Genomic DNA, 25,259 nt, shown 5'->3' with positions numbered 1-25,259 from the left:
CGTGATTGCCCCAAGCAATGATTCATCCGGTGGAATCAACGTTTGAACGTGATTTCCCGCATTTTCCCCTTTTCGCCCGGACCCTCCCGCGTTAAGACATCCTCCCATCAGGACGGACTCCATGACGCATCCGCGGGGGATGAGTCGGCAGCGCGGGTGCGCGCGGCCGGGTCGGGAGGCTTTCGTCCGAGGTGGGGAACCGGCGCGTGGCAGGGGCGCAGTCGCAGTATTGGGGGCAGGGCTTTTCGCCGCGCGGCGAGAAGAACCGCTTTGTCCTCCCTGCGGACTTCCGCCAGACCGTCCGCGATGCCTCGCGCGGCAGCCGCACCCTTTGCCTCGACAAACACGCCAAGCATCCCTGCCTCGTCGGCTTCGGCGAATCGCGCGCCGACAGCTTTGCCGAAATGCTGGCGCACGAGGAACGCGTGGCGATCGAGCGTGGCGAGCCGTTCGACATCGACTTGCGCGCCGCACAGATTGCCGGTTTCGCCCGGATCAACTTCGATGATTCCGGCCGCTTCGTCCTGCCCGAATATCTCGGCGAACAGGCCCAGGTTGGCGATGAGCTCTATTTTCACGGCGGCATGCACCAGATCATGATCTGGTCGCCCGATGTGCTGTTTGCGATGGGTCCGGAATGGGACTCGGTCAAATCGGCCTGCCGCGCCCGCATGGCCGAGTTTTCGGCCAAGGCAGCCCGCAAATGACGGCGGCTCCCCACATCCCCGTGCTCCTCGATGAGGTGATCGCCGCGCTGCACCCCGCGCCGGGCGACATGATCGTGGACGCCACCTTCGGCGCAGGCGGATATACCCGCCGCCTGCTCGGTGCCGGCGCAACCGTCCATGCCTTCGATCGCGACCCCGATGCGATTGCGGCCGGCCGGGCCTGGGGGGAAGTCTCCGAAGTGCCGCCGCGCCTCGTGCTGCATCCGCGCCGCTTTTCCGAACTGGCCGAAGGGCTGGCCGATGTGGGCGTGGCAACGGTGCAGGGCGTCGTGTTCGATATCGGCGTCAGCTCGATGCAGCTCGATCAGGCCGCGCGCGGTTTCGCCTTCTCCAGCGATGGCCCGCTCGATATGCGCATGTCGCAGGCCGGGGAAAGCGCCGCCGATTTCCTCAACGGCGCAGCCGAAGAAGCGATTGCCGATGTGCTCTATCACTACGGCGAGGAGCGCCAGTCGCGCCGGATCGCCCGCGCGGTGGTCGCCGCTCGTCCGCTGACGACCACGGGCGAGTTCGCCCATGTCGTGCGCAAGGCATTGGGCTATCGCCCCGGCGCGCCGAAGGATCCGGCGACGCGCAGCTTTCAGGCCGTGCGCATTCATGTGAACGGTGAGCTGGACGAACTTCACGCCGGGCTGGCCGCAGCAGAGCGCGTGCTCGCCCCCGGCGGCTGCCTCGCGGTTGTCAGCTTCCACAGCCTCGAAGACCGCATTGTGAAGCAGTTCCTGCGCGAAGCGGCCGGCGCTGTTCCCGCAGGGTCCCGCCATCTGCCCGTGCGCGGCCCCGCCGCCGCGCCGGTGTTCGAAAAGCCTTCCGCCGCGATCCGCCCCAGCGCGGAGGAGCAGGCACGCAATCCCCGCGCGCGTTCGGCCACGCTGCGCTGGGCCGTGCGCACCGCTGCGCCCGCGCGGGAGGGGCGCGTGATGGGAGGGATGGCCGCATGATGGTCAGTGCCAACCGCTTCCGGTCTGTCGGCTGGCTTGCACTGCTGCTCGTCTGCGGCGCGCTGGTCATGGTCATGGCATTTCGCGTCAATGCGCTGCGCAGCCAGGTTCACCGCACCGAACTGCAGATCATTTCGCTGCGCAAGGAGAAGCTCTACCTCGAAACCGAGGTGGAAACCCGCGCCAACCAGCAGCAATTAAAGCTCTGGAACGATGTCGAGTTCGGCTATGTCGCGCCTTCGGCCAGCCAGTATATCGCCAGCGAGCGCCAGCTGGCCGCCTTCGCCAAGCCCGAAGGCCCCGATGCGCCCGAACCGATTCGCGTGGCCAGCGCGGACGATGCGATTGCGGCAGAAGCGGCGTTCCCGTCGGTGATCGCGGGGCTTGCCGGAGCCGGGCTTTCCGGTTCGGCGGATCTTTCTGCTCCTGCGCAGGAGGATGCTGCGAAGCCTGCGGCAAAGCCCGCCGATGCGCAGGAGCGGGCTGCGGCGACCGCCAATCTCGGCGCGCGGCTGTCGATGGTCGGCACGCCGGGCCAAGGCGGCAAGGAGAAGAGCGGAAAAGAAAAGGGCGGCAAGGAGGTTGTCTCGGGCAAGAAGCCGGCACTCGCCAAGTCTGCCAAGGATGACGGCGTTCGTCCCGGCAAGGGTGCCAAGCTGACGGAAGCGAAATCCGGGGCCAGCGCCCAGTCTGCCGCCAAAACGTCTGCTGCCAAAACGCCTGCTGCTAAAAAGCCCGCCGCCAAGAAGCCGGCCACCAAGGGGAGCAAGTCCACCCCGTGAATGCGCTCACCGCCTCAGCCGCCATTGCCACCGGCCGCGTCCAGCTGGCCAATGTTCGCCACAGCGCGCTGAATACCGCGCGGCTGCGCGTGCTGTGGATCATGCTGCTGTTCGTGTTCGTCGCGCTGACGGCCTGCGTGCGCATTGGCCAGCTCGGCCTGTTCGAACAGACGCCCGAGCGCGCCTCGCTGGCCGAAGCGCTGCTGCCTTCGCGCGGGGAAATCACCGATCGCAACGGCCTCCCGCTCGCCCGCGCGTTTGCGTCCTATTCGCTGTGGTTCAATCCCAAGGCCTTGGGTGAGGGTGGTGCGCCGCTGGTCAAGACGCCCGAAGAAGTGGCGCGCGCGCTCCTCGGCATCTTCCCCGATGCCGATTACGCCGATCTCGTGGCGCGGCTGAAGGCGGGCAAGCCCGGCTACTTGCGCCGCCGCGTCCTGCCCGAAGAAGCCAACAAGGTCTTCGCGCTGGGCGAACCGGCGCTTGAATTCCCGCGTGAGGAGCAGCGCTTCTATCCGCAAGGCTCGCTGGCCGCACACGTGCTGGGTTATGTCGACGAGGCGGGCAAGGGCCATGTCGGCATGGAACAGGTGCTGGAGCCGCGCCTGCTCGATCCGGCCTATCGCGGCACCCCCACCGCGCTCTCCATCGATGCGCGGGCGCAAGGCGCGCTGGAGGACGAGCTGGGCCGGGGCATGATGGAAACCAATGCCAAGGGCGCGGCGGGGCTGATCCTCGATGCCGATAGCGGCGAAGTCATCGCGCTCGCCTCGCTGCCCTCGTTCAATCCGAACCGGTCGGACATGGCCTTCAACGATCTCGTGTTCAACCGCGTGTCGAACCAGGTCTACGAGCTCGGCTCCACGTTCAAGCCGATCACCGTCGCCTCGGCCATCGATGCCGGGGTGATCACCGATCTTTCGGTGCGCTATCCGGCGGTGCCGTTCCCGGTCGGCAAGTTCACCATTCACGATAGCCACAATTTCGGCGCCTCGCTCAATGTGCCCGAGGCGCTGATCCATTCGTCGAACACGGTCACCGCGCACGTGGCCGACCTGCTTGGGCCGGTCCGGCTGCGCGCCACCATGATGGCGCTGGGCATGAACGAGCGCCCGACCATCGAACTGCCCGCGCGCGGTTTCCCGCTCTGGCCGCATGGCGGCGGCGAAGGCGGCAAGGGCGATTGGGCGCGGCTGACGACGATGACGGTGAGCTATGGCCACGGCATCGCGGTCACGCCGCTGCACCTCGCCTCGGCCTATGCCGCGCTCGTCAATGGCGGCATTTGGCGCCCGGCCACGCTCTACAAGGTGGACCCTGCGCACCTCCCGCCGGGCCGCCGCGTGTTTCAGGCCTCGACCAGCGCGCGGCTGCGCCAGTTGCTGCGCATGATTGTGGCCGATGGCACGGGCCGCAAGGCCGATGCCCCCGGCTTTCGCGTTGGCGGCAAGACCGGCTCGGCGGAAAAGCCCGGCACCGGCGGCTACCGCAAGACCTCGCTGATCGCGACCTTTGCGGCAGCTTTCCCGATGGACAAGCCGCGCTATGTGGTGATCGTGATGCTCGATGAACCGCAAGGCACGACTGCCACTTCCGGCCAGCGCACCGCCGCATGGAACGCCGCGCCCATCGTCGGCAGGCTGGTGCCGCGCATCGGGCCGATGCTGGGTGTGGTTCCCGATGCGCACCACGATGTCGATATTTCCGACCTCAGCCCGCTGGTTGGCTCCGGAGACGGCGAATGAACCTCGGCGTCCTTGCCGCAGCAGCTGGATTGGTCCTGCCTGAAACCGCCACGGGTCTGGCCAGCGCGCAAGTCACCGGCTTTGCCATCGATCACCGCAAGGTCGCCCCCGGCACGGTGTTCGGCGCGTTCACCGGCGCGCGGTTCAATGGTGAGGATTTCATCGCCGACGCGGTAAAGGCTGGTGCGATTGCCATTGTCGCCCGGCCCGAAGCCATTGTGGAAGGCGCGGTCCATATCGCCGATCCCGCCCCGCGCCGGGCCTTCGCGTGCCTTGCCGCCCCGTTCTTCGCGCCGGTGCCCGAAACGCTAGTGGCCGTCACCGGCACCAACGGCAAGACTTCCACGGTCGAGATGACGCGCCAGCTCTGGCGCATGGCGGGTTTCCACGCCGCATCCATCGGCACGCTCGGCGTCACGACCGCAGACGAAAGCGTCTCCACCGGCCTCACCACGCCCGATATCGTAACTTTCCTCGCCAATCTTGCGGGCCTTGCGCGCGAGGGTGTGAGCCACGTGGCGTATGAGGCCTCCAGCCACGGGCTCGATCAGTTCCGCAACGAAGGCCCGCGCGTGATCGCCGGGGCTTTCACCAATCTCAGCCGCGATCATCTTGATTATCACGGCACGATGGAGGCATATTTCGCCGCCAAGATGCGCCTGTTTGCCGATGTGATCGCAGCCGATGGCACGGCGGTGGTCTGGGCGGACGACGCGTGGTCGGCGCAGGCCATCGCAGCGGCCAAGGCACGCGGGCTGAAGCTCATCACCGTGGGCGAGCAGGGCGAGACGCTGCGCCTCCTCTCGCGCACGCCCACGCTGCTGGGGCAGACGCTGGAACTGGCGTTCGGCGGCACCACGCGCAAGCTCGATCTGCCGCTGATCGGGGCCTATCAGGCGGCCAACGCGCTGGTTTCGGCGGGGCTGGTCATGGCCGCGGGCGGCGATCCGGCAGCGACGCTCTCCGCGCTTTCGCGCATCCAGCCGGTGCGCGGGCGGCTGGAACGCGCCGCGATCACGCGGGCTGGCGCGCCGGTCTATGTCGATTATGCGCATACGCCTGATGCCATCACCGCCGCCATCGCCGCGCTGCGCCCGCATGTCGCAGGCACGGGCAAGCTCGTCACCGTGTTCGGCGCGGGCGGGGACCGCGATGAAGGCAAGCGGCCCGAGATGGGCCGCGCCGCTTGTGCAGGCTCCGAACTGGTAATCGTGACCGATGACAATCCGCGCGGCGAGGACGCCGGCCTCATCCGTGCCGCCGTCATGGGCGGCTGCAACGAACGCGCGCGCGAAGTGCCGGGCCGCCGCGAAGCCATTGCCGCCGCCATTGCCGCCGCGGGCGCGGGTGATATCGTGCTGGTGGCCGGCAAGGGCCACGAACAGGGCCAGATCGTGGGACGCGGTGAGGCCATGCGCGTCCTTCCTTTCGACGACGTGCAAGTGGCGCGGGAGTGCAGCCAATGAATGCGATGAGAGCCTTGCTGCAATGGCCGGTCGAAGCGGGCGACGCCATCGGCCTCGCGCTGTGGACGGCGGACGAAATCGCGGCCGCGACCGGCGGCACGGCTTCGGGCACGTTCGAGGTTTCGGGCTGCGCGACGGACAGCCGCGAAGTCCAGCCCGGCGACTTGTTCATCGCGCTGATCGGCGCGGAAAGCGATGGCCACCGCTTCCTTGAAAGCGCCTTCGCGCGCGGGGCCACGGCGGCACTGGTGGATCGGGCGGTGCCCTGGCCGCATGTGCTGGTCGAAAGCACCACGCAGGCGCTGGTCGATCTGGGCCATGCCGCCCGCGCCCGCGCAGACCGCGCCGAAGCCGTGGTCATCGGCGTCACCGGTTCGGCGGGCAAGACCGGGGTCAAGGAAGCGCTGTTCGCCGCGCTCGATCGCGGTAGCCGGGGCCGCGCGCACCGCTCGGTCAAAAGCTACAACAACCATGTCGGCGTGCCGCTCAGCCTGGCGCGGATGCCGCCGCGCACGCGTTTTGGCGTGCTCGAAATGGGCATGAACCATGCGGGCGAGCTTGCCGCGCTGACCCGGCTGGTGCGCCCGCACATCGCCATCGTGACGACCATTGCGCCCGCGCATATCGGGCACTTCTCGGGCGAGGAAGCGATTGCCGAGGCAAAGGCTGAAATCTTCGAAGGGCTGGAGCCGGGCGGCACCGCGATCATCCCGGCCGACAACCCGCACTTCGCGCTGCTGCGCGAAGCCGCCGCGCGCCATGCCGGGCGGGTGATCGGCTTCGGGCGCAGCGCCGCTGCCGATGTGCGCCTGCTCGATGCCGTGCCAGCGCACGGCGGCGGCACGCTCGTCACCGCATCGTTCGGCGGTTCGCTCGCCCCGCGCAAGCTGTGCTACACGATTGCCCAGCCCGGCGCGCACTGGGTCGATAATTCGCTCGCCGTCATGGCGGCGGTTGCGGCGGCAGGCGGCGATCTGGGCGCGGCAGGCCTTGCGCTCGCGGAGATGGAAGGTCTGGCCGGGCGCGGCGCGCGCCATGTGATCCCGGCTCCTGGCGGTGACGGATCGGGCAAGGCGCTGCTGATCGATGAAAGCTACAACGCCAATCCCGCCTCGATGCGCGCGACCATCGCCGCGCTGGGCGAAACGCCCGCCCGCCGCCATATCGCGGTGCTCGGCGCGATGAAGGAACTGGGCGAAGGATCGGATGCCTATCACGCCGCGCTGGCCGAGCCGCTGATCGCCGCCGGGGTGGAGCGGATCATCCTCGTCGGCCCGGAAATGGCCCCGCTGGCGGCCGGGCTTGGCCGAAAACTGGCAACCGCGCTGGGGAAAAGCGCAGGCGGCGTCCTTGCGGGGCGAATCGAACTCGACCATGCCGGAAATGCTGCAGAAGCGGCGGAATGCCTTGCTGCGGATTGCCCGCAGGGCGGCGACGCCATTCTGGTCAAAGGGTCGAATTCGGTCGGACTGGGTGCCCTCGTGCGCGCGCTCACGGCCGGGGTGCGGCCCGCCAGGTCTGCTGTTGGAGCCGTAACGGCCGGGGAAAACTGAATGCTCTACCTGCTGGCGCACTGGCTGCATTTCGAAGGCATCGCCAACCTGATCCGCTACCAGTCGTTCCGTTCGGGCGCGGCGCTGATCACCGCGCTGACCATCGGCCTGATCATCGGTCCGCGCTTCATCAACATGCTCCGCGTGCGCCAGGGCAAGGGCCAGCCGATCCGCGCCGATGGCCCGCAATCGCACCTCGCCAAGCGCGGCACGCCCACGATGGGCGGGCTGATGATCGTCATCAGCCTCGCGATCTCGCTGGTGCTGTGGATGGATCTCACCAGCAAGTTCGTATGGGCCTGCCTCGTCGTTACGCTGGGCTTTGGCCTCATCGGCTTCCTTGATGACTACGCCAAGGTGACGAAATACGCCCACGCAGGCCTGTCCGCGCGCATCCGGCTCATCGCCGAATTTGTCGTGGCGGGCACTGCGCTGGCGCTCGTCGTTACCGATACCAATCTCTATCTGCCCGTCTTCAGCAATCTCTATATTCCGATGGGCCCGGCCTACTATCTGTTCGCGGCGTTCGTGATCGTTGGCGCGGGCAATGCGGTGAACCTCACCGATGGGCTCGACGGCCTCGCGACGATGCCGGTGATCATCGCGGCGGGCACTTTCGCGATCATCGCCTACCTTGCCGGACGCGCGGATTTCGCGGCCTACCTCGGCATTCCGCACGTGCCGCGCGCGGGCGAGCTGTCGATCTACTGCGGCGCGGTGATGGGTGCGGGCCTCGCCTTCCTGTGGTTCAACGCGCCGCCTGCCGCTGTGTTCATGGGCGATACCGGCAGCCTTGCGCTGGGCGGCACGCTCGGCGTGATCGCGGTCTCGATCCACCATGAAATCGTGCTCGGCATCGTCGGCGGGCTGTTCGTGATGGAAGCGGTTTCGGTGATCGTGCAGGTCTTCGTCTACAAGCGCACGGGCAAGCGCGTGTTCCGCATGGCGCCGATCCACCACCATTTCGAACAGCTCGGCTGGAAGGAATCGACGGTCGTCATCCGCTTCTGGATCGTCTCGATCGTGCTCGCGCTCATCGGCCTCGCCACGCTGAAGGTTCGGTAAGCAGGCCGTGATCGTCTCCCCCGCCTTCAGCGGCAAACGCTACGCAGTTCTGGGCCTCGCGCGCTCAGGGCTGGCCAGCGTGGATACGCTGCTGGCCAGCGGGGCAGACGTCACCGCATGGGATAGCCGCGAGGATGCGCGCGCCGCCGTCGAGGGGCGGGCGACCATTGCCGATCCGCTGACGATCGACCTCACCGGCTTCGACGGCATGGTCGTCTCCCCCGGTGTGCCGATCAACCGCCATCCCATCGCCGCCCATGCCCGCGCGGCCGGGGTGCCGATCATCGGCGATATCGAACTCTTCGCGCAGGCCCGCGCCAGCCTGCCGCCGCACAAAGTGGTGGCGATCACTGGCACCAACGGCAAATCGACCACGACCACGCTGGTCCACCACATCGTCAAGGCCGCGGGCCTGCCCACGGAAATGGGCGGCAACATCGGTTTGCCGATCCTCGGCCAGCCACCGCTGCCCGAAGGCGGGGTCTATGTGCTGGAGCTGTCGAGCTATCAGATCGATCTGACCTACAGCCTTCAGGCCGATATCGCCGCCTTCATCAACCTCAGCCCCGATCACCTTGATCGGTATGACGGATACGAAGGCTACGGCGCCTCCAAGGCGCGGCTGTTCGAAATGCAGCAGGCCGGGCAGTTCGCGGTGTTCGGCTGCGGGGATGAGGATACGCGCCGCATTGCCGCCAAAACCGCCGCGCACCGGCCTGCAGGCGATGTCGCCGTGGTCGATCCGGCTGCGCTGACGGGGCAGGGGGATTGGCCCTCGCTGCAAGGTCCGCACAACTTGCAAAATGCCGCCATCGCGGTCGCCATTGCCGAGCGGCTCGGCATTTCGGAGCCGGTGTGGCGCGCCGCGCTCGCCAGCTTTGTCGGCCTGCCGCACCGCATGGAGCGCGTGGCCGAGGCAAACGGCGTGCTCTTCATCAACGACAGCAAGGCGACCAATCCGGCCTCGACCGCGCCCGCGCTCGGCGCATGGCCGCGCGTCCACTGGATTCTCGGCGGGCTGCCCAAGGGCGACGACCTTGATGCCTGCGCCCCTTATTTCAGCCATGTCGTGCAGGCTTACACCATCGGCGAGGCAGGCCCGCGCTTCGCAGAGATCCTCGAACCGCTGATGCCCGTGCAGCGCAGCGAAATGCTGTGCGATGCCGTGCGGCAGGCGATGGACGCGGCCCAGCCCGGCGATGTCGTGATGCTGTCCCCGGCTTGCGCCAGCTTCGATCAGTTTCGCGATTTCGAGGCGCGCGGCGATAGCTTCCGCCAGATCGTCACCGCGTTGATCGCGGAGCGGGACGCGTGATGAATGCGCACCAGCCCACCCGGCAGGTCGCCACTGCGCTGCCCGGCGGCGGCGTGCGCGTTGCCCCGCGCACCAATCGCTATCGCCGCACCCGCCGCAGCGAACTCGTCATCTGGTGGCGCGAGATCGACCGCGTGCTGCTCGCGCTCGTGCTCACACTCGTGGCGGTCGGCACGGTCGCGGTCGCGGCATCCTCTCCTGCCAGCGCGCACCGTTTGTCGACTGCGGGCAAGACGCTGGGCGATCTCTACTTCTTCTGGCTGCACTTGCGCTGGCTGGCGGTCGGCCTCCTCGCGATGTTCGTCGCCTCGCTCCTGCCCAAGGAAACCACGCGGCGGCTGGCGATCATCCTGGCCGCCACCATGCTCGTCGCGCTGGTGCTGGTGCCGATCTTTGGCGGTGAAGTGAAGGGGGCGAAGCGCTGGCTGTGGATCGGCTTCAGCCTCCAGCCGTCCGAATTCCTGAAGCCCGGCTTTGCCATCGCGGTGGCGTGGATCCTCTCATGGCGGGTGCGCGATCCCAATATCCCGGTGATTCCGATCACCATCGCCCTCATGGGCCTGATCGCAGCGCTGCTCATGGTCCAGCCCGATTTCGGCTCCACCGTGCTGTTTGGCGGGGTGTGGTTCGTGCTCGTGCTGCTGTCGGGCCTCAGCCTCTCCAAGATCGGCTGGAGCGTCGGCGGCGGCATCCTTGGCGTCGTGCTCGCCTATTTCTTCTATCCCAACGCCACGCACCGCATCGATGCGTTCCTTTCGGGCGGCAGCGAGTTCGACCAGGTCGATCTGGCGATGCGCACGATTGTCAGCGGCGGGTGGAGCGGCACCGGCCTGTGGCTCGGCAGCCGCAAGATGGCGCTGCCCGAGGCGCATACCGACTATATCTTCTCGGTCATCGGCGAGGAGTTCGGCCTGATCGTCTGCGCGATGATCGTGGTGCTCTACTGCGCCATCGTGGTGCGCGTCATGCTGCGCCTCGCGGACGAGGAGGACCTGTTCACCGTGCTCGCCGCAGCGGGGCTTACCGCGCAGCTGGCAGGTCAGGCCTTCATCAACATCCTCGTCAATCTCCAGCTCTTTCCTTCGAAGGGCATGACACTGCCGCTCATCAGCTATGGCGGGTCTTCCACCATCGCACTTCTGCTCGGCGTCGGGTTCCTCCTCGCCATCACGCGGCGCAATCCCTATCTCTCGCGCGAGACGGCAGACCTGAGGGAGCTCGTGCGGCCATGACACATCACGTGCCCGGAGTTTCGCGCCACTTCGTGCTCGCCGCTGGCGGCACCGGCGGACACCTGCTGCCCGCATTCGCGCTCGCGGTGGAGCTGGATCGGCGCGGGCATCACGTGGCGCTGGTGACGGACGAGCGCGGCGCGAAGATCCCCGGTAAGCCGGCGTTCCTGCCCGCGCATGTCCTGCCCGCAGGCCGCCTCGGCAAGAACCCAATCGCGCTGGCCAAGGGGCTTGCCGCGATCTGGCGCGGCCGCGCGATGGCGCTGCGCCTGTTCGAAAGCTTCCAGCCGTCCTGCGTCGTCGGCTTCGGCGGCTATCCGGCGCTGCCCGCGCTGCTGGCTGCACGCTCGGCGCGCATTCCCACGGTGATCCACGAACAGAACGCGGTGCTGGGCCGCGTGAACCGCCTGCTGGCCAAGCGCGTGGATGCCATTGCGACCGCCTATATGGATGTCGAGCGGCTCGATCCGGGGCTCTGGGGCAAAGTCCACCGCGTCGGCAATCCGGTGCGCGCCGAAGTGCTGGCGCTGCGCGGCGAAGCCTTCCCCGAGTTTACCGAGGACAGCCTGTTTCGCGTGTTGATCACGGGCGGCAGCCAGGGCGCCTCGATCCTGTCTGAAGTCGTGCCCGATGGCCTTGCCATGCTCCCGCCCGCGCTGCGCCACCGCTTGCAGGTCACGCAGCAGTGCCGGCCCGAAGACATCGAAGCGGTGCGCACGCGTTATGCCGGGCACCAGATCCCGGCGGAACTCGGCACTTATTTCGAGGACATGGCGACCCGCTTGGCCGAAACGCACTTGTTCATTGGCCGGTCGGGCGCATCGACCATTGCTGAACTCACCGCCGTGGGCCGCCCTGCCATTCTCGTGCCGCTGCCCATCGCGACCGACGACCATCAGGCGGTCAACGCGCGCGAGATGGTGAAGGCGGGCGGCGCGCGGGCGATCCGCCAATCGGGCTTCACGCCCAAGGAACTGGCCAAGCAGATCCAGACGATGGCGCTCAACCCGCTTTCGCTCGCCAATGCTGCCCATGCCGCGTGGAATTGTGGCCTCCCCAATGCGGTCAAGGATCTGGCCGATCTGGTCGAAGGCTTCGGCGGTGTGCCGATGATGGATGTGATCCGCGTGGAAGGGATGCAGGCTGCACCCTCGGCGCGAGAGGCGCTTGCAAGGGAGACCGCCGAATGAAGGGTGTCGGCACCGAAATCGGCACGATCCACTTTGTCGGCATTGGCGGCATCGGTATGTCCGGCATTGCCGAAGTGATGCACAACATGGGCTATTCGGTGCAGGGGTCCGACATGGCGGAAAGCTATGTCGTCGATGGCCTGCGTCAGCGCGGCATCGCGGTGATGATCGGCCAGCGCGCCGAAAACGTCGCGGGCGCGGCGGTTGTCGTCACGTCTACGGCTGTGAAGCGCGACAATCCCGAAGTCGTCGCGGCGCTGGAAGGGCGCATCCCTGTCGTGCGCCGCGCCGAAATGCTCGCCGAACTGATGCGCCTGAAAAATACCGTCGCGGTGGCGGGCACGCATGGCAAGACGACCACGACCTCGATGGTCGCCTGCCTGCTCGATGCGGGCGGGATCGATCCTACCGTGATCAACGGCGGCATCATCAATTCCTATGGCTCCAACGCCCGGCTGGGTGACAGCGACTGGATGATCGTCGAAGCCGACGAAAGCGACGGCTCGTTCCTGCGGCTCGATGGCACGCTTGCGGTCGTCACCAACATCGATCCCGAGCACCTCGATCACTACGGCTCGTTCGAGAAGGTCAAGGACAGCTTCGTCGAATTCATCGAGAACGTGCCGTTCTACGGCGCGGCGATCCTCTGCATCGATCATCCCGAAGTGCAGGCGATCATCCCCAAGGTGCGCGATCGCCGTGTGGTGACCTACGGCTTTTCGGCGCAGGCCGACGTGCGCGGCGAGGCTGTCACACCCATCTCGGGCGGCAACCGCTTCACCGCCGTTCTGCGCCAGCGCGATGGCAGCTTCCGCCGCGTCGAGGGTATCGAACTACCCATGCCCGGCCGCCACAACGTGCAGAACGCGCTCGCCGCCGTCGCCGTCGCGGTGGAAATGGGCGTTTCGGAAGAACTGATCCGCACCGGGTTCGCGAAGTTCGGCGGGGTCAAGCGCCGCTTCACCAAGGTCGGTGAAGTGGACGGCGTCACCGTGATTGACGATTACGGCCACCACCCGGTCGAAATCCGCGCCGTTCTCGCCGCCGCGCGCGAGGGCGTGCAGGGCCGGGTCATCGCCGTCGTCCAGCCGCACCGCTTCACCCGCCTGCGCGATCATATGGAAGAGTTCCAGGGCGCTTTCAACGATGCCGACGTCGTCTATGCAGCGCCGGTCTATCCGGCGGGCGAGCAGCCCATCGAAGGCGTGGACAGCGCCGCGATGGTCGAGGGCATCAAGGCGCGCGGCCACCGCAGCGCGCACCTGATCGCGGGCGCGGACGCGCTGGCCGTGGAACTGGCGGGCGTGATCCAGCCGGGGGATATGGTCGTCTGCCTCGGCGCGGGCGATATCACCAAGTGGGCGGCAGGCCTTGCTGGCGCGATTGCCCAGCAGCGAGCGGCGGCGTGACCACGCTGACTGCCTTTCCTCCGGTTCGCGGCAAGCTGACTCCGAATGCACCGCTTGCGCCGCTCGTCTGGTTCAAGTCCGGCGGCACGGCGCAGTGGCTGTTCGAGCCCAAGGACGTGGCCGACCTGCAAGGCTTCCTCGCCGGTCTCGCGCCCGATGTTCCCGTCATGGCGCTGGGCCTCGGCTCCAACCTGATCGTGCGCGATGGCGGCGTCCCCGGCGTCGTCGTCCGCCTCGGCAAGGCTTTCGCGCAGGTCGAGCGTGTGGACGAGACCACGCTCAACTGCGGCGGCGGTGCCAGCGGCATCCTCGTCTCCAGCACCGCGCGCGACAACGGCATCGCGGGCCTCGAATTTCTCCGCTCGATCCCCGGCACCGTCGGCGGCTTCGTGCGCATGAACGGCGGCGCCTATGGCCGCGAAGTGAAGGATGTGCTGATCGATTGCGACGTGGTGATCCGCTCGGGCGAGATCGCCACGCTGCCGCTTTCCGAACTCGGCTACACCTATCGCCATTCGGCGTTGACCGATGGCTGCATCGTGGTGGCCGCGCGCTTCCGTGGGCATCCCGGCGAACCCGCTGCCATCCAGGCCGAAATGGACCGCATCAGCGCCGCGCGCGAGGCCAGCCAGCCGCTGCGCAGCAAGACCGGCGGCTCGACTTTCAAGAACCCCGATGGCGCGAAGGCGTGGGAACTCGTCGATAAGGCCGGCTGCCGGGGGCTGACACTCGGCGGCGCGCAAGTCTCCGAAAAGCACACCAATTTCCTTATCAACACCGGCGAAGCCACCAGCGCCGATATCGAAGCGCTGGGCGAGGAAGTGCGGCGGCGCGTGAAAGAGCAGTCGGGCGTAGACCTGCAGTGGGAAATTCAGCGGGTAGGCGAGGCATGACTCTTCCGAAACTTCATATCGCCGTCCTCATGGGCGGCTGGTCGAGCGAGCGCCCCGTCTCGCTCATGAGCGGCAACGGCGTCGCCGATGCGCTCGAAGCCAAAGGTCACCGCGTCACGCGCATCGACATGGGCCGCGATGTTGCGCAGCGCCTCGCCGAAGCCGCACCCGATGTCGTGTTCAACGCGCTCCACGGCACGCCCGGCGAAGACGGCACGGTGCAGGGCCTGATGGACCTGATGGGCCTCACCTACACCCATTCCGGCCTCGCCACTTCGGTCATCGCCATCGACAAGCAGCTGACCAAGCAGGCGCTTGTGCACCACGGCATCCCCATGCCCGGCGGGCGCATCGTGAAGAGCGCGGACTTGTTCGAACGCGATCCCCTGCCGCGTCCCTATGTGCTGAAGCCGGTCAACGAAGGTTCCTCGGTCGGCGTTGCCATCGTCACCAAGGACGGCAACTACGGCGATCCGATCAGCCGCGATGCCATCGGCCCGTGGCTGGAGTTCGACGAACTCCTCGCCGAACCCTTCATTCGCGGGCGCGAACTGACGACGGCGGTGCTCGTCGACAAGGCCCTCCTCGTCACTGAACTGAGGCCCAAGTCCGGCTTCTACGATTTCGACGCCAAGTACACCGACGGCATGACCGACCATATCTGCCCGGCCGAAATCCCCGAAGAGATCGCCGAAGCGTGCAAGGACATTGCCCTGCGCTCCCACCAGCTGCTGGGCTGCAAGGGCACCAGCCGCAGCGATTTTCGCTGGGATGACGAGCAGGGCATCGAAGGCCTGTTCCTGCTGGAGGTCAACACCCAGCCGGGCATGACGCCGCTCAGCCTCGTGCCCGAACAGGCGCGCGCGCTCGGCATGGATTATGGCGATCTGGTCGAGGCCATTGTGGCTGACGCGCTCGCTTCTGCGAAGAAGGAGGCCTGAGCCATGGCGCAGACCATTCGCCGGGGCGGCAAAGCGGTGCGCAAGGTCGCGGCGGCCAGCGGCACCAAGCGGAAGGTCCATGCCGCGCGGCGGCAGACCGGCTCGGTGATCGATCAGATCATGCAGTGGCTGCCTTTCAGCGAGGATATGCTGCACCGCATCCTGATGGTCGTGATCCTCGGCGGTGCGGCGGTGCTCGCGTGGATCGTCGCCAGCATGGCAGGCGTGCCGCAGCTGGCCGAAGCCGAAATGGCGATGATCGCGTCCAAGTCCGGGTTCGAGGTCAAGCGCGTCGAAGTGCGCGGCGTGAACCGCATGAACGAGCTGAAGATCTACGAGAAAGTGCTCGGCCATCGCGATCAGGCGATGCCCCGGCTCGATATCGCGGGCCTGCGCGATGAACTGCTCCAGCTGTCGTGGATCAAGGATGCGCGCGTCTCGCGCCAGCTGCCCGATACGCTGGTGGTCGATGTGATCGAGCGCAGCCCCCATGCCGTGCTGCGCCGCGATGGCAAGCTCACCCTGATTGACGAGACCGGCAGCCCCTTGGAAGCGGTCAGCCCGGCGCGGGCCAAGGGCTTGCTCGTGCTGTCAGGACCCAATGCGGAAGCGCGGGTGCCCGATCTCGTGCGCCTGCTCGATGCCGCGCCTGCGCTGCGCCCGCAAGTGGCGGAGGCCGAATGGGTCGGCAATCGCCGCTGGAACCTGACCTTCAAGACCCGCCAGGTGCTGGCCCTGCCCGAAGGCGAGGACAAGTCGGCCAGCGCGCTGCTGACCTTCGCGCGGATGGACGGGGTGGACCGGCTGCTCGGCGGCCAGGTCGCCAGCTTCGACATGCGCAGCGCCGACCGCATCTACATGCGCGTGCCTGGCCGCGCCGAAGCCGTGACGGCCGCCGCGCGCGCCGATGCTTCGGCCAAGGCCAATGCCGCTGCGGCCAAGACGCAGGCCGCGCGCGCCGCCGTTGCGTCCGCTGCCGCCCCCAGCAAGGCTTCCGCCACCAAGACCGCGCAGGATTGATGCACAGCCCATGGCCGCTCCCCGCATCACCAAAGTCTTTGCTGCCGTCAATCTCGGCTCGTTCCGCGTCTCGGCGATCATTGCCGGGCTGACCGAGGGTGGTGAGATGGTGGTCATGGGGTCGGGCCACCGCCAGTCGCAGGGGATCAAGCGCGGCTACGTGACCGATATGGTCGCCGCCACCCATTCGGTGCGCGATGCCATCGAACGCGCCGAAAAGATGGCCAATGCAAGCGTGCAGAGCGTGTGGATCGGTTGCTCGGGCGCGGGGCTGGCCAGCACCACTGCCAAAGTCGAAGTTGATATCGGCGGGCGGCGGATCGAAAGCGACGATATCGAGCACCTGCTGATCGCCGGGCGCGAGGTGATCCAGCCCGATGGCCGCACCGTGCTCCATGCGCAGCCCGCGCACTACACGCTCGATGGCGTAGACGGCGTGCCCAATCCCAAGGGCCTCCATGCCGAACGCCTCGCGGTCGATATCCACGTGATGCTGGCCGATGGTGCCCCGGTGCGCAATCTCAAGGAAACGGTCGAGAACGCGCACTTGCGCGTTGAATCCGTGGTGGGATCACCGATTGCGGCGGGGCAAGCCTGTCTCTCTGCCGAAGAGCGCGAACTGGGCGTCGCGCTGATCGAATTCGGCGCGGAAGTGACCACGGTCTCGGTCTATGCCGGGGGCATCATGCTCGGCATGAAAGCGATTGCGTTCGGTTCGGGCGATATCACCGATGCGATCGCCTCGGCTTTCGGCATCCGCCGCTATCAGGCCGAACGGCTCAAGTGCATGGCCGGCTCCGCGCTCGCCAGCCCGGCCGATCACCGCGAGATGGTGCCCGTCAGCGCGCCCGGCGATCCCGAACAGGGCGCACCCGTGGCGCGCCATGCGGATGACAAGAACCGCATCCCGCGCGCCGAACTGGTGTCGGTGATCACGCAGCAACTTGGCATGTTCACCGATGAAGTGGGGCGCGCGCTCAAGGCGCTGGGCTTCAATGGCAAGCGCGGCCAGCAGGTCGTGATCACCGGCGGCGGCGCGCAGTTGCCGGGCCTGGCGGATTATGCGCAGGCCGCCCTGGGCCGCCCGGTGCGCATCGGCTCCCCGCCCACCATGCTTGGCCTGCCGCCGGCCCATGCCACGCCGAGTTCGTCCACGCTCGTCGGTCTGATGCTCTTTGCGGCGGCCGATCCGGTCGATATCCGCAAGCTCGGCCCAACTTGGGGGCCAACTACGGGTGGTTACACAGGGTTCGCCCTCGTGAAGCGGATCTACCATGCCATGCGGGAGTATTTCTGATGCCCCGGGGCGGCTTATTCCTTTCTACTTGTGGAAAAACCTGTCGAAGCTTTGATTCGGTGAAAGGTTCCGTGCCAAAGCAAGGTCACCAATATTCGGGGCTCCATTTCCGGCCCCCCGCAGACCCGCACGGGAGAGCGCTATGAGCATCAACATCGGACCGCCAGCCATCGACGAATTGCGGCCGCGCATCACCGTCATCGGCGTGGGCGGGGCGGGCGGCAACGCCATTGCCAACATGATCAACGCCAAGATCGAGGGCGTCGATTTCGTCGTCGTCAACACCGATGCGCAGGCGCTCAACAATTCGATCGCGGACAACCGCATCCAGTTGGGGCCTGACATGACGCAGGGCCTCGGCGCGGGCGCTCGTCCCGAAGTCGGCCGCGCGGCTGCAGAAGAAACGATCGAAGAGCTCGAACGTGCGCTCGAAGGTGTGCACATGTGCTTCATCGCTGCGGGCATGGGCGGCGGCACCGGCACCGGCGCGGCGCCCGTTATCGCCGAGGCCGCGCGCCGCAAGGGCGTGCTCACGGTCGGCGTGGTGACGAAGCCGTTCCTGTTCGAAGGCACGCGCCGCATGCGCGCGGCGGAAAGCGGCATCGCCGAGCTGCAGAAGCACGTCGATACGCTGATCGTCATCCCGAACCAGAACCTGTTCCTCGTCGCCAAGGCGGAGACGACGTTCAAGGAAGCGTTCCAGCTGGCCGATGAAGTGCTGCAGCAGGGCGTTCGCTCGATCACCGATCTCATGGTCATGCCCGGCCTCATCAACCTCGATTTCGCCGACGTGCGCTCGGTGATGGGCGAGATGGGCAAGGCGATGATGGGCACCGGCGAAGGCGAAGGCCCGAACCGCGCGCTCGAAGCGGCGGAACGTGCGATTGCCAACCCGCTGCTCGATGGCGTTTCGATGCAGGGCGCCAAGGGCGTGATCATTTCGATCATCGGCGGCGACGACATGAAGCTGCTCGAAGTCGATGAAGCCGCCAACCACATCCGCGAACTGGTCGATCCCAACGCGAACATCATCTGGGGTTCGGCGTTCAACCCGCACCTCGATGGCAAGATCCGCGTCTCGGTGGTTGCCACCGGCATCGAGCAGAGCGCTGAAATGGCTGAATCGGCTGCGCGTCCGACGATGCTGGGCGGCGTGCGCGGCCCGGCATTCCCGGGCGGCATGGCCCGCGCCGCTGCTCCGGAGCCGGCACCCGCACCGGTGGCTGAAGAGCCGCAGTTCGCCCCGCCGCCGAGCTTCGCCGCGCCTGAACCGGCAGTCGAGGAACCGGTAGAGGTCGCGGCGCAAGCACCCGCAGAAGAACCTCTCGATCTCACGCTCGATCTGTCCGATGCGCAGGAAGCCGCGCCGCCAGCCGAAGAACCCGGTGAACTCGCGCTCGGTCTCGGCGATGAAGAGCCGATCCCGCCGCGCTTCGGCCGGGCGCAGCCTTCGCCGTCGGGCGGCAGCGCGCCGGGCAGCACCTTGTTCGAACGCATGGCCAATCTCTCGCGCGGCGGTGGCCGTGTCGGCGATGATGATGCCGATCCGGAAGATGGCAGCGCGCTCAATATCCCGCGCTTCCTCGGACGGCAGAACAACCAGTAAAGCAGCACGGGTCGGCGCAAGGGTTTTGGCAGTGCAGCTGTGATCGGCTAGGGGGCAGCCGGTCTTCGCCGCAATGCGAACTTTCGAATTTCATACTCTTGCCGCCGGGCCCGCTTTGCCAGTTCCTCACTGCCGCGATAAGGTCGGCCCCATGATCTGCCGTTTCCTCCGCTCCGGGCTCCGGCGCAGTGTTTCCTGCGCGGTTGTCGCCGTGGTCCTTGCGTCGGCCGGCGGCGCGTTTGCCGCGCCGCAGGCGGGGCTGGGCGGTGTCCTGCCGGGCCAACCGGTTGCCGAATCGACCTCGGTGCCCGTGGTCCAGTCCACCGCGCTCAGCCCCACGCGCATGCTCAACGGCGCGCTGGCCCGCCTTGCCCGTGATCCGCGAGACATGATTGCGCTGCTCGATGCCGGCGGCGCAGCGCTTGATCTGGGCGATACCGATGCGGCAATTGGCTTCCTCACGCGGGCCGAGCAGGTTTCGCCGGGCAATGCCGGGGTGCGCGCGCGCATCGGCATCGCGATGCTGCGTTCGAACCAGCCGTTCGAGGCGATCCGCTGGTTCGATCTGGCTGATCAGGCGGGGTTCGACCGCACGGAAATGGCCACCGAACGCGGCCTCGCCTATGATCTCATCGGCGATAATGCCGCCGCGCAGCGCCAGTATCAGCTGGCCATTGCAGGCGGACAGAACGACGAAGCGAGCCGCCGCTACGCGCTCAGCCTCGTGATCGCGGGGGACCGGCGCGGCGCCGAACTCGTCATCCAGCCCTTGCTCGAACGGCGCGATCGCGGCGCGTGGCGCGTGCGCACGTTCATCATGGCGATCTCCGGGCAGAGCGACGAGGCCGAAGGCATTGCCCGCGCCACGATGCCGGCCGATCTCGCCGCCGCGATTTCGCCCTATCTGCGCTACATGCCGCGCCTGACGCCCGCGCAGCAGGCCGCCGCCGCCAATCTTGGCCGCTTCCCGCGTGCGGCGGACATCGGCCGCGATGATCCGCAAGTCGTGCAATATGCGCTGGCCCACCCGCGCGCGCCGCGCGTCGATGCCGGGCTCGTGCCGCAAGGTGAGGCGCTGGGCGGGCGCGGGCGCGACGACCGCGATTCGCGCGCCAAACGCCGCCGTCCGGGCAAGGACGAGCGGCGCGAAACCACGATGGCTGCGGCCAAGCCCGCGCCTGCCCCCGCCGCGCCAGCGGTCAGCGCACCGTGGGGCCTCCAACCCGGCACGCGCACCGCCGCAGCGCCGCAGCAGCAGGTGGTGCAGCCTACCCCGCAGCCCGCACCTCTGCCAGCCGCAGCGCCCCCGCCAAGCGCGCAGCAGCAGCGTCCGGTGGTGCTTTCGAAGCTCGATGTGCCGCCCGGCACGGCGCTCGCGCCGCCGCCCGTCCCGCGTGTGGTGGCAGCGGCCCCGCAAGTCGCGCCGCCGCCTGCGCCAACCCTGCCAGCACCCGTACCGCCGCCTGCGCCAACCCTGCCAGCACCCGTACCGCCGCCTGCCGTCACGCCGGCACCGGCACCAGCCCCGGCACCCGCCCAGGTCGCTGCCGCCACGCTGCCTGCGCCCGGCCCGCAACTCGCTCTTGCTGCGCCGCCGCCGGGCAACCCACCCGCGCCCGCTCCGGTTCAGGCCCCGCCGCTCCAGCAGGCTTCTGCACCGCTGGCTTCGGCTCCAGTTCCGGCTCCAGTTCCGGCCCCAGTCCCGGCTAGCGCGCCCGCCGATTTCCGCAGCATGTTCGATGGCTTCAAGCCGCCTGAGCAGGAAGCCGCCGCAACCACCGAGGCGGTCGATCTCGCCCGGATCGAAGCGCTGCGTCAGGAAGCACGCGCCGCCGCGACCAAGGCTGCTTCGGCCCGTGCCAAGGATCGCGGAGAACGCCCCGATGGCCCCACCGCCGTTTCGCGCACCAGCGATCAGGACACGGCGGAACCTGCCGTCGTCACCCGCGCGGGCAAGGACAAGGCGGCGAAGGACGCTGCCGCGAAGGAAGCGGCCAGCAAGGCAGGCAAGGACAAGCTCGCGCTCAAGACCGATTGCCCAGACCCCGCAGGCAAGGACAAGGCCGGGAAGGGCAAGTCCGCCAAGGGTAAGGCGGCGGCGAAGCCCGGCGCAAAGTCCGGTGGGGGCAAAAGCGCAGCCGAAGCCCAGTGCCCGCCCGAAACCGACAAGGCGAAGAAGGGCAAGAACGGCAAGTCCGAACCAGCGCACGCCAGCCGCATCTGGGTGCAGGTTCTCACCGGCTCCAACCGCGAAGGCATGGGCAAGGAATGGCAGCGCCTCGTGCGCGAGGCCTCAGCGCTCAAGGGCCGCAAGCCTTATATCACCCCGTGGCGCAGCAATTATCGTTTGCTGACAGGGCCTTTCGCCAGCGAGGCGGAAGCGCAGGCGTTCCTTGGCGCGCTGCGCAAGGACGGCGTCAGCGCCTTCCAGTGGACCAGCCCGGCCGGGCAGGCAGTGGACGGCCTCGGCGTGAAGTAGCGCGGGGGAGGGGTCTGTGGTTCTCCCCGGCTTCTCACCCGCTTCTCCACAGCTTATGAACAGACTAGTCGAGTTTTGCCCAGCCCCGCGCGGCGGCCCGATTGCCGCCGCGCCCGCGCTCCGCGATGGCTCGCAGCGGGCCAATCCTGCCCGCTTGAGGAACACGCGATGCGCACCGGCCATGAAGACAGCGAACGCGACGATGCGGCGCCAGTCGATATGCTCGCCTCGCTGTTCGAGGCGCGCGGCTGGCCTTGCGAGTTCGTTTCCGACGACGAGATTCACGGCGAAATCCAGGGTAGCTGGGCCAATTACCAGCTGCGCTGCATCTGGCGCGCCGAGGATCACGTCCTCCAGATCCTCTGCCTCCCCGATATCCGCGTGGCCGACGACAAGCGCTCCGCGATGTTCGAGATCATGGCCCTCATCAACGAGCAGGTCTGGCTCGGCCACTTCGATGTCTGGTCCAATGGCTCGGTGCTGCTCTATCGCCACGGGCTGATGCTGGGCGATGATGGCCTGCTCAGCCTCGTTCAGGCGCAGACCGCGATCGAAGCGGCCGTCGATGAATGCGACCGATTCTACCCCGCGTTCCAGTTCCTGCTCTGGGGCGACAAGACCCCTGCCGAAGCCCTCGCCAGCGCCCTGATCGACGCGGCGGGCGAGGCCTGAGGAAACGCCATGACCTTTTCCCTTCTCCAGTTCGGCTGCGGCAACATGGGCGGCGCGATGCTCGTCGGCTGGCTCGCCGCCGGGTTTGATCCTGCTGCCTTCACCGTGGTCGATCCGTTCGTTGCCGAAACCCCGCCGGGCGTGCGGCTCGAACGCGAGGCACCTGCCGGGGCTGCGCCCGCCGATGTCGTCCTCCTTGGCTTCAAGCCGCAGCAACTGGCCGCGTCCGCCGCTGCAGTGGCGCCGCATGTGGGGGAGGGCACTTTGCTGCTCTCGATCCTCGCGGGCGTTGATCTTGCCACCTTGCGCGCCGCCTTCCCGCAGGCCGCCGCGATCGTGCGCGTGATGCCCAATCTGGCCGCCGCCATCGGCAAATCTCCCGTCGCGCTGTTCGGCGATGCCGCCGGTGCGCAGCGCGAACGCGCCGAAGCGCTCATGGCCCCGCTCGGACCTGCCGAATGGCTCGCCGATGAGGGCGAGATGGATCTCGTCACCGCGCTCGCCGGGTCCGGCCCCGCGTTCGTCTACCGCTTCATCGATGCGCTGGCAGAAGCCGCCACCACGCTCGGCCTGCCGCGCACGCAGGCAGACCGGCTTGCGCTCGCCATGGTCGAGGGCGCTGCTGCGCTGGCCGCCGCATCGCCCCATGCGCCCGGTGAACTGGCCCGCCGCGTCGCCAGCCCCGGCGGTGTTACCCAGGTCGGGATCGACGTGCTCGATGCCGATGCGCGGCTCGTCACGCTCCTCACCGACACGCTGCGCGGCGCACGGGATCGCAGCGCCGAAATGACGCGGGCGGCGCGCGGCGGATAAGGCCGAATACCGAGCCGGGCCAAAACCCGAGCTTATTACCTTTTGACACAATCCATTATAGCCCTTCCGCTTGAAAACCCGCGGGTTTGGGGCGATATTGGTCGCACTGGCCCATTCCGGGCCGTCACGGAGTTTTGTACGTCATGGCAAACTGGAACGACCCCCAGCCTTCTGGCTGGAGCCCGGCAGGCTTCGGCGCTGCGGCGGGTCTCGCCGGGCGCGGTGCCGCGTATGATGCGGGCCTGCGCCGCTACATGCTGTCGATCTACAACTACATGGCATCGGGCGTGCTGCTTTCGGGCATCGTCGCGCTGCTGTTTGCCACCTCGGGCATGGCAGAGGCCGTGTTCGGCACCCCGCTGCGCTGGGTCGTCGCGCTCGCCCCGCTCGCCATCGTCATGGTGATGAGCATGGGCGCGAACCGCATCTCGACCACCACGATGCAGGGCCTGTTCTGGGCGTTCAGCGTGCTGATGGGCGTGTCGCTCTCGTCGATCTTCGCGGTCTATACCGGCCCGTCGATCGCCGCGACGTTCTTCGCCACCGCCGGTGCCTTCGCTGGACTGAGCCTCTATGGCTACACCACCACGAAGAGCCTGTCGGGCCTCGGCACGTTCCTGATCATGGGCCTCGTCGGCATTCTGATCGCCAGCCTGATCAACATCTTCCTGCAGTCGCCGGGCCTGGCCTGGGGCATCAGCTTCCTCGGCGTGCTGATCTTCGCAGGGCTGACCGCGTATGACACGCAGAAGCTCAAGCAGATGTATGATCAGGTCGCGGGTACCGAATTCGCGGGCAAGATGATCGTGCTCGGTGCGCTCACGCTCTACCTCGATTTCGTCAATATGTTCACGTTCCTGCTGCAATTCATGGGCGATCGCCGCTGATACGCAGCACTATTTGAGTCACATCAGCGTGCCCGGCGGGCCTTTTGGCTCGCCGGGCATTTTCTTTGCACGGCGAGCCGGTTAAGACGCGCGGTAAACCACTCCGAGGGGCCTTCCCGCATGCTTCGTCACTCGCGCGCTGCCGCGCCTGCCTTTACCCGCCTCGCCCGCTTCCTGCCGGTGGTGGTGCTCACCGCCGCGCTGGCAAGCTGCGGACCGAACACAGCGCCGCCTGCGCCGCTGCCCCCGCCGCCCAAGCCCGCTCCGCCGCCTCCCCCGCCGCCGCCCAAGCCGCGTCCGCCCTTCGGCGCGAGCGACAATCTCACCATCCCGCCGCTCGATGCCGGCGGCCTGCGCCAGTCGGTCAACCGCAATATCTCACCTACGCAGATGCTGTGGAACCTGCGCTCGGCGTTCAATGTCGCCGCGCTCAATTGCAGCGATCCCAAGCACGCAGAGATCCTGCCGCGCTACCGGCTGTTCCTGAAGAACTACAACGCGACGCTGATGGCGGCGAACCGCAAGGTCGATGCCGAATTCAAGGCCCGCTACGGCGCGAAGTTCACCGCCCCGCGCGAAGCCTATATGACTTCGGTCTACAATCACTTCGCGCTGCCGCCCGCGATGAACGAGTTTTGCAATGCGTCGCTTGCCGTCACGGGTGATCTGGCCGCGCTCACGCCGGTCGTGCCCGCAGCAGCCCCGAAGAAGGGCAAGGCCAAGGCTGCCGCGCCAAGAACGATCACGCTGAAACCGGCCGAGCTTGAAGCCTTTGCCGTGCGCAGCCTGCCCAATATCGAAGTGGTCTACGACGATTTCTATCGCCGCTACGAAAAGTACCGCCTTGATCTGGCCGAATGGAACGCCAAGTACGGTTCGCCAGCCGCACCCGTCAGCACTGCCCCCTGAATTGCCGCGCCGCATTTTGCGCTTGGCAAGCGCGGCCCGGCTAGGCTAAGGGCCGCGCTCCCGGCAGGGCGGCGTTTGCGCTGTTGTGTCGGAGGATACTGGGAACGGGGCCGTAGCTCAGATGGGAGAGCGCGTCGTTCGCAATGACGAGGTCAGGGGTTCGATCCCCCTCGGCTCCACCAGTATGCCGTGAAATGCCACATCCCGGCCTGCGAACGGCACCGTTCTGCGCTTCCGGTGCTCACGGCCATTAAGGCCGCTGCGCGCCGGTTCTCGAACGGCACCATTCTCGGCTCGGGCTGAGGCATTTCCCGACATA

The 25,259-nt window shown here is 67.5% G+C and carries 21 protein-coding genes and 1 tRNA gene; all 22 read left to right on the top strand.

What is annotated here, in order from left to right; genetic code table 11:
* Positions 1 to 206 precede the first annotated feature (206 nt).
* The 22 genes from CFE35_RS07995 (at position 207) to CFE35_RS07890 (ending at position 25,122) form a co-directional block, all read left to right on the top strand.
* On the top strand, positions 207 to 707 hold the full coding sequence (locus tag CFE35_RS07995; RefSeq protein WP_292929756.1) for a division/cell wall cluster transcriptional repressor MraZ: 501 nt from the start codon (positions 207 to 209) through the stop codon (positions 705 to 707).
* A complete protein-coding gene (rsmH, locus tag CFE35_RS07990; RefSeq protein ID WP_292929754.1) occupies positions 704 to 1,669 on the top strand; it encodes a 16S rRNA (cytosine(1402)-N(4))-methyltransferase RsmH in 966 nt (321 codons plus the stop codon). Before CFE35_RS07995 ends, rsmH begins: the two co-directional genes overlap by 4 nt.
* Positions 1,666 to 2,451, top strand: coding sequence for a hypothetical protein (locus CFE35_RS07985; protein ID WP_292929752.1), 786 nt, complete (start codon positions 1,666 to 1,668; stop codon positions 2,449 to 2,451). Before rsmH ends, CFE35_RS07985 begins: the two co-directional genes overlap by 4 nt.
* Positions 2,448 to 4,193: a penicillin-binding protein 2 gene (locus CFE35_RS07980; RefSeq protein ID WP_292929750.1), complete on the top strand. Its 1,746-nt coding sequence runs from the start codon at positions 2,448 to 2,450 to the stop codon at positions 4,191 to 4,193. Before CFE35_RS07985 ends, CFE35_RS07980 begins: the two co-directional genes overlap by 4 nt.
* Positions 4,190 to 5,659, top strand: a complete 1,470-nt coding sequence (locus CFE35_RS07975; RefSeq protein WP_292929748.1) for a UDP-N-acetylmuramoyl-L-alanyl-D-glutamate--2,6-diaminopimelate ligase — start codon at positions 4,190 to 4,192, stop codon at positions 5,657 to 5,659. Before CFE35_RS07980 ends, CFE35_RS07975 begins: the two co-directional genes overlap by 4 nt.
* Positions 5,656 to 7,212 (top strand): UDP-N-acetylmuramoyl-tripeptide--D-alanyl-D-alanine ligase, encoded by a 1,557-nt coding sequence (gene murF / locus CFE35_RS07970; RefSeq protein WP_292929746.1) that lies wholly within the window; start codon positions 5,656 to 5,658, stop codon positions 7,210 to 7,212. The genes CFE35_RS07975 and murF overlap by 4 nt, the downstream gene beginning before the upstream one ends.
* Positions 7,213 to 8,277 carry a phospho-N-acetylmuramoyl-pentapeptide-transferase gene (gene mraY / locus CFE35_RS07965; protein ID WP_292929744.1) on the top strand — a complete coding sequence of 355 codons (1,065 nt, stop codon included), beginning with the start codon at positions 7,213 to 7,215 and terminating at the stop codon, positions 8,275 to 8,277.
* A gap of 7 nt (positions 8,278 to 8,284) precedes the next feature.
* Positions 8,285 to 9,592: a UDP-N-acetylmuramoyl-L-alanine--D-glutamate ligase gene (murD, locus tag CFE35_RS07960; RefSeq protein WP_292929742.1), complete on the top strand. Its 1,308-nt coding sequence runs from the start codon at positions 8,285 to 8,287 to the stop codon at positions 9,590 to 9,592.
* Entirely contained in the window at positions 9,592 to 10,824 is a 1,233-nt protein-coding gene (locus tag CFE35_RS07955; RefSeq protein ID WP_292929740.1) for a putative peptidoglycan glycosyltransferase FtsW, read from the top strand. The genes murD and CFE35_RS07955 overlap by 1 nt, the downstream gene beginning before the upstream one ends.
* Positions 10,825 to 10,832: 8 nt before the next feature.
* Positions 10,833 to 12,014, top strand: a complete 1,182-nt coding sequence (gene murG, locus CFE35_RS07950; RefSeq protein WP_292929905.1) for an undecaprenyldiphospho-muramoylpentapeptide beta-N-acetylglucosaminyltransferase — start codon at positions 10,833 to 10,835, stop codon at positions 12,012 to 12,014.
* Positions 12,011 to 13,423: a UDP-N-acetylmuramate--L-alanine ligase gene (gene murC / locus CFE35_RS07945; RefSeq protein WP_292929738.1), complete on the top strand. Its 1,413-nt coding sequence runs from the start codon at positions 12,011 to 12,013 to the stop codon at positions 13,421 to 13,423. The genes murG and murC overlap by 4 nt, the downstream gene beginning before the upstream one ends.
* Complete coding sequence (murB, locus tag CFE35_RS07940) at positions 13,420 to 14,316, top strand: UDP-N-acetylmuramate dehydrogenase (RefSeq protein WP_292929736.1); 897 nt, start codon at positions 13,420 to 13,422, stop codon at positions 14,314 to 14,316. The genes murC and murB overlap by 4 nt, the downstream gene beginning before the upstream one ends.
* Positions 14,313 to 15,257 (top strand): D-alanine--D-alanine ligase, encoded by a 945-nt coding sequence (locus CFE35_RS07935; RefSeq protein ID WP_292929734.1) that lies wholly within the window; start codon positions 14,313 to 14,315, stop codon positions 15,255 to 15,257. Before murB ends, CFE35_RS07935 begins: the two co-directional genes overlap by 4 nt.
* A gap of 3 nt (positions 15,258 to 15,260) precedes the next feature.
* A complete protein-coding gene (locus CFE35_RS07930; protein WP_292929732.1) occupies positions 15,261 to 16,277 on the top strand; it encodes a cell division protein FtsQ/DivIB in 1,017 nt (338 codons plus the stop codon).
* 10 nt (positions 16,278 to 16,287) lie between these two features.
* The gene (gene ftsA, locus CFE35_RS07925) at positions 16,288 to 17,574 is read left to right on the top strand and encodes a cell division protein FtsA (protein WP_292929730.1); all 1,287 of its coding nucleotides are present in this window, start codon (positions 16,288 to 16,290) and stop codon (positions 17,572 to 17,574) included.
* A gap of 142 nt (positions 17,575 to 17,716) precedes the next feature.
* On the top strand, positions 17,717 to 19,180 hold the full coding sequence (ftsZ, locus tag CFE35_RS07920; protein WP_292929728.1) for a cell division protein FtsZ: 1,464 nt from the start codon (positions 17,717 to 17,719) through the stop codon (positions 19,178 to 19,180).
* Between the two features lie 151 nt (positions 19,181 to 19,331).
* Complete coding sequence (locus tag CFE35_RS07915; protein WP_292929726.1) at positions 19,332 to 21,659, top strand: SPOR domain-containing protein; 2,328 nt, start codon at positions 19,332 to 19,334, stop codon at positions 21,657 to 21,659.
* 168 nt (positions 21,660 to 21,827) lie between these two features.
* The gene (locus CFE35_RS07910; protein WP_292929724.1) at positions 21,828 to 22,331 is read left to right on the top strand and encodes a YbjN domain-containing protein; all 504 of its coding nucleotides are present in this window, start codon (positions 21,828 to 21,830) and stop codon (positions 22,329 to 22,331) included.
* A 9-nt stretch (positions 22,332 to 22,340) separates the two neighbouring features.
* Complete coding sequence (locus CFE35_RS07905) at positions 22,341 to 23,144, top strand: pyrroline-5-carboxylate reductase (protein WP_292929722.1); 804 nt, start codon at positions 22,341 to 22,343, stop codon at positions 23,142 to 23,144.
* 143 nt (positions 23,145 to 23,287) lie between these two features.
* Positions 23,288 to 24,031, top strand: a complete 744-nt coding sequence (locus CFE35_RS07900; RefSeq protein ID WP_292929720.1) for a Bax inhibitor-1/YccA family protein — start codon at positions 23,288 to 23,290, stop codon at positions 24,029 to 24,031.
* 120 nt (positions 24,032 to 24,151) lie between these two features.
* Complete coding sequence (locus tag CFE35_RS07895) at positions 24,152 to 24,940, top strand: hypothetical protein (protein ID WP_292929718.1); 789 nt, start codon at positions 24,152 to 24,154, stop codon at positions 24,938 to 24,940.
* A 106-nt stretch (positions 24,941 to 25,046) separates the two neighbouring features.
* A tRNA-Ala gene (locus tag CFE35_RS07890) sits at positions 25,047 to 25,122 on the top strand.
* The last annotated feature ends 137 nt before the right edge of the window (positions 25,123 to 25,259 follow it).

It is taken from the genome of Novosphingobium sp. PASSN1 (assembly GCF_002278815.1).
The sequence above is the reverse complement of the archived record's forward strand: the minus strand, read 5'-3'. Positions and strand labels throughout refer to the sequence as shown.

Bases quoted from the DNA above. Each gene is read 5' to 3' on its own strand.
- CFE35_RS07975 (WP_292929748.1), top strand. From the start codon at position 4,190: ATGAACCTCGGCGTCCTTGCCGCAGCAGCTGGATTGGTCCTGCCTGAA.
- ftsZ (WP_292929728.1), top strand. From the start codon at position 17,717: ATGAGCATCAACATCGGACCGCCAGCCATCGACGAATTGCGGCCGCGC.
- mraY (WP_292929744.1), top strand. From the start codon at position 7,213: ATGCTCTACCTGCTGGCGCACTGGCTGCATTTCGAAGGCATCGCCAAC.
- CFE35_RS07935 (WP_292929734.1), top strand. From the start codon at position 14,313: ATGACTCTTCCGAAACTTCATATCGCCGTCCTCATGGGCGGCTGGTCG.
- murC (WP_292929738.1), top strand. From the start codon at position 12,011: ATGAAGGGTGTCGGCACCGAAATCGGCACGATCCACTTTGTCGGCATT.
- CFE35_RS07985 (WP_292929752.1), top strand. From the start codon at position 1,666: ATGATGGTCAGTGCCAACCGCTTCCGGTCTGTCGGCTGGCTTGCACTG.
- CFE35_RS07955 (WP_292929740.1), top strand. From the start codon at position 9,592: ATGAATGCGCACCAGCCCACCCGGCAGGTCGCCACTGCGCTGCCCGGC.
- CFE35_RS07900 (WP_292929720.1), top strand. From the start codon at position 23,288: ATGGCAAACTGGAACGACCCCCAGCCTTCTGGCTGGAGCCCGGCAGGC.
- murF (WP_292929746.1), top strand. From the start codon at position 5,656: ATGAATGCGATGAGAGCCTTGCTGCAATGGCCGGTCGAAGCGGGCGAC.
- CFE35_RS07895 (WP_292929718.1), top strand. From the start codon at position 24,152: ATGCTTCGTCACTCGCGCGCTGCCGCGCCTGCCTTTACCCGCCTCGCC.
- ftsA (WP_292929730.1), top strand. From the start codon at position 16,288: ATGGCCGCTCCCCGCATCACCAAAGTCTTTGCTGCCGTCAATCTCGGC.
- CFE35_RS07905 (WP_292929722.1), top strand. From the start codon at position 22,341: ATGACCTTTTCCCTTCTCCAGTTCGGCTGCGGCAACATGGGCGGCGCG.
- CFE35_RS07910 (WP_292929724.1), top strand. From the start codon at position 21,828: ATGCGCACCGGCCATGAAGACAGCGAACGCGACGATGCGGCGCCAGTC.
- CFE35_RS07915 (WP_292929726.1), top strand. From the start codon at position 19,332: ATGATCTGCCGTTTCCTCCGCTCCGGGCTCCGGCGCAGTGTTTCCTGC.
- rsmH (WP_292929754.1), top strand. From the start codon at position 704: ATGACGGCGGCTCCCCACATCCCCGTGCTCCTCGATGAGGTGATCGCC.
- CFE35_RS07930 (WP_292929732.1), top strand. From the start codon at position 15,261: ATGGCGCAGACCATTCGCCGGGGCGGCAAAGCGGTGCGCAAGGTCGCG.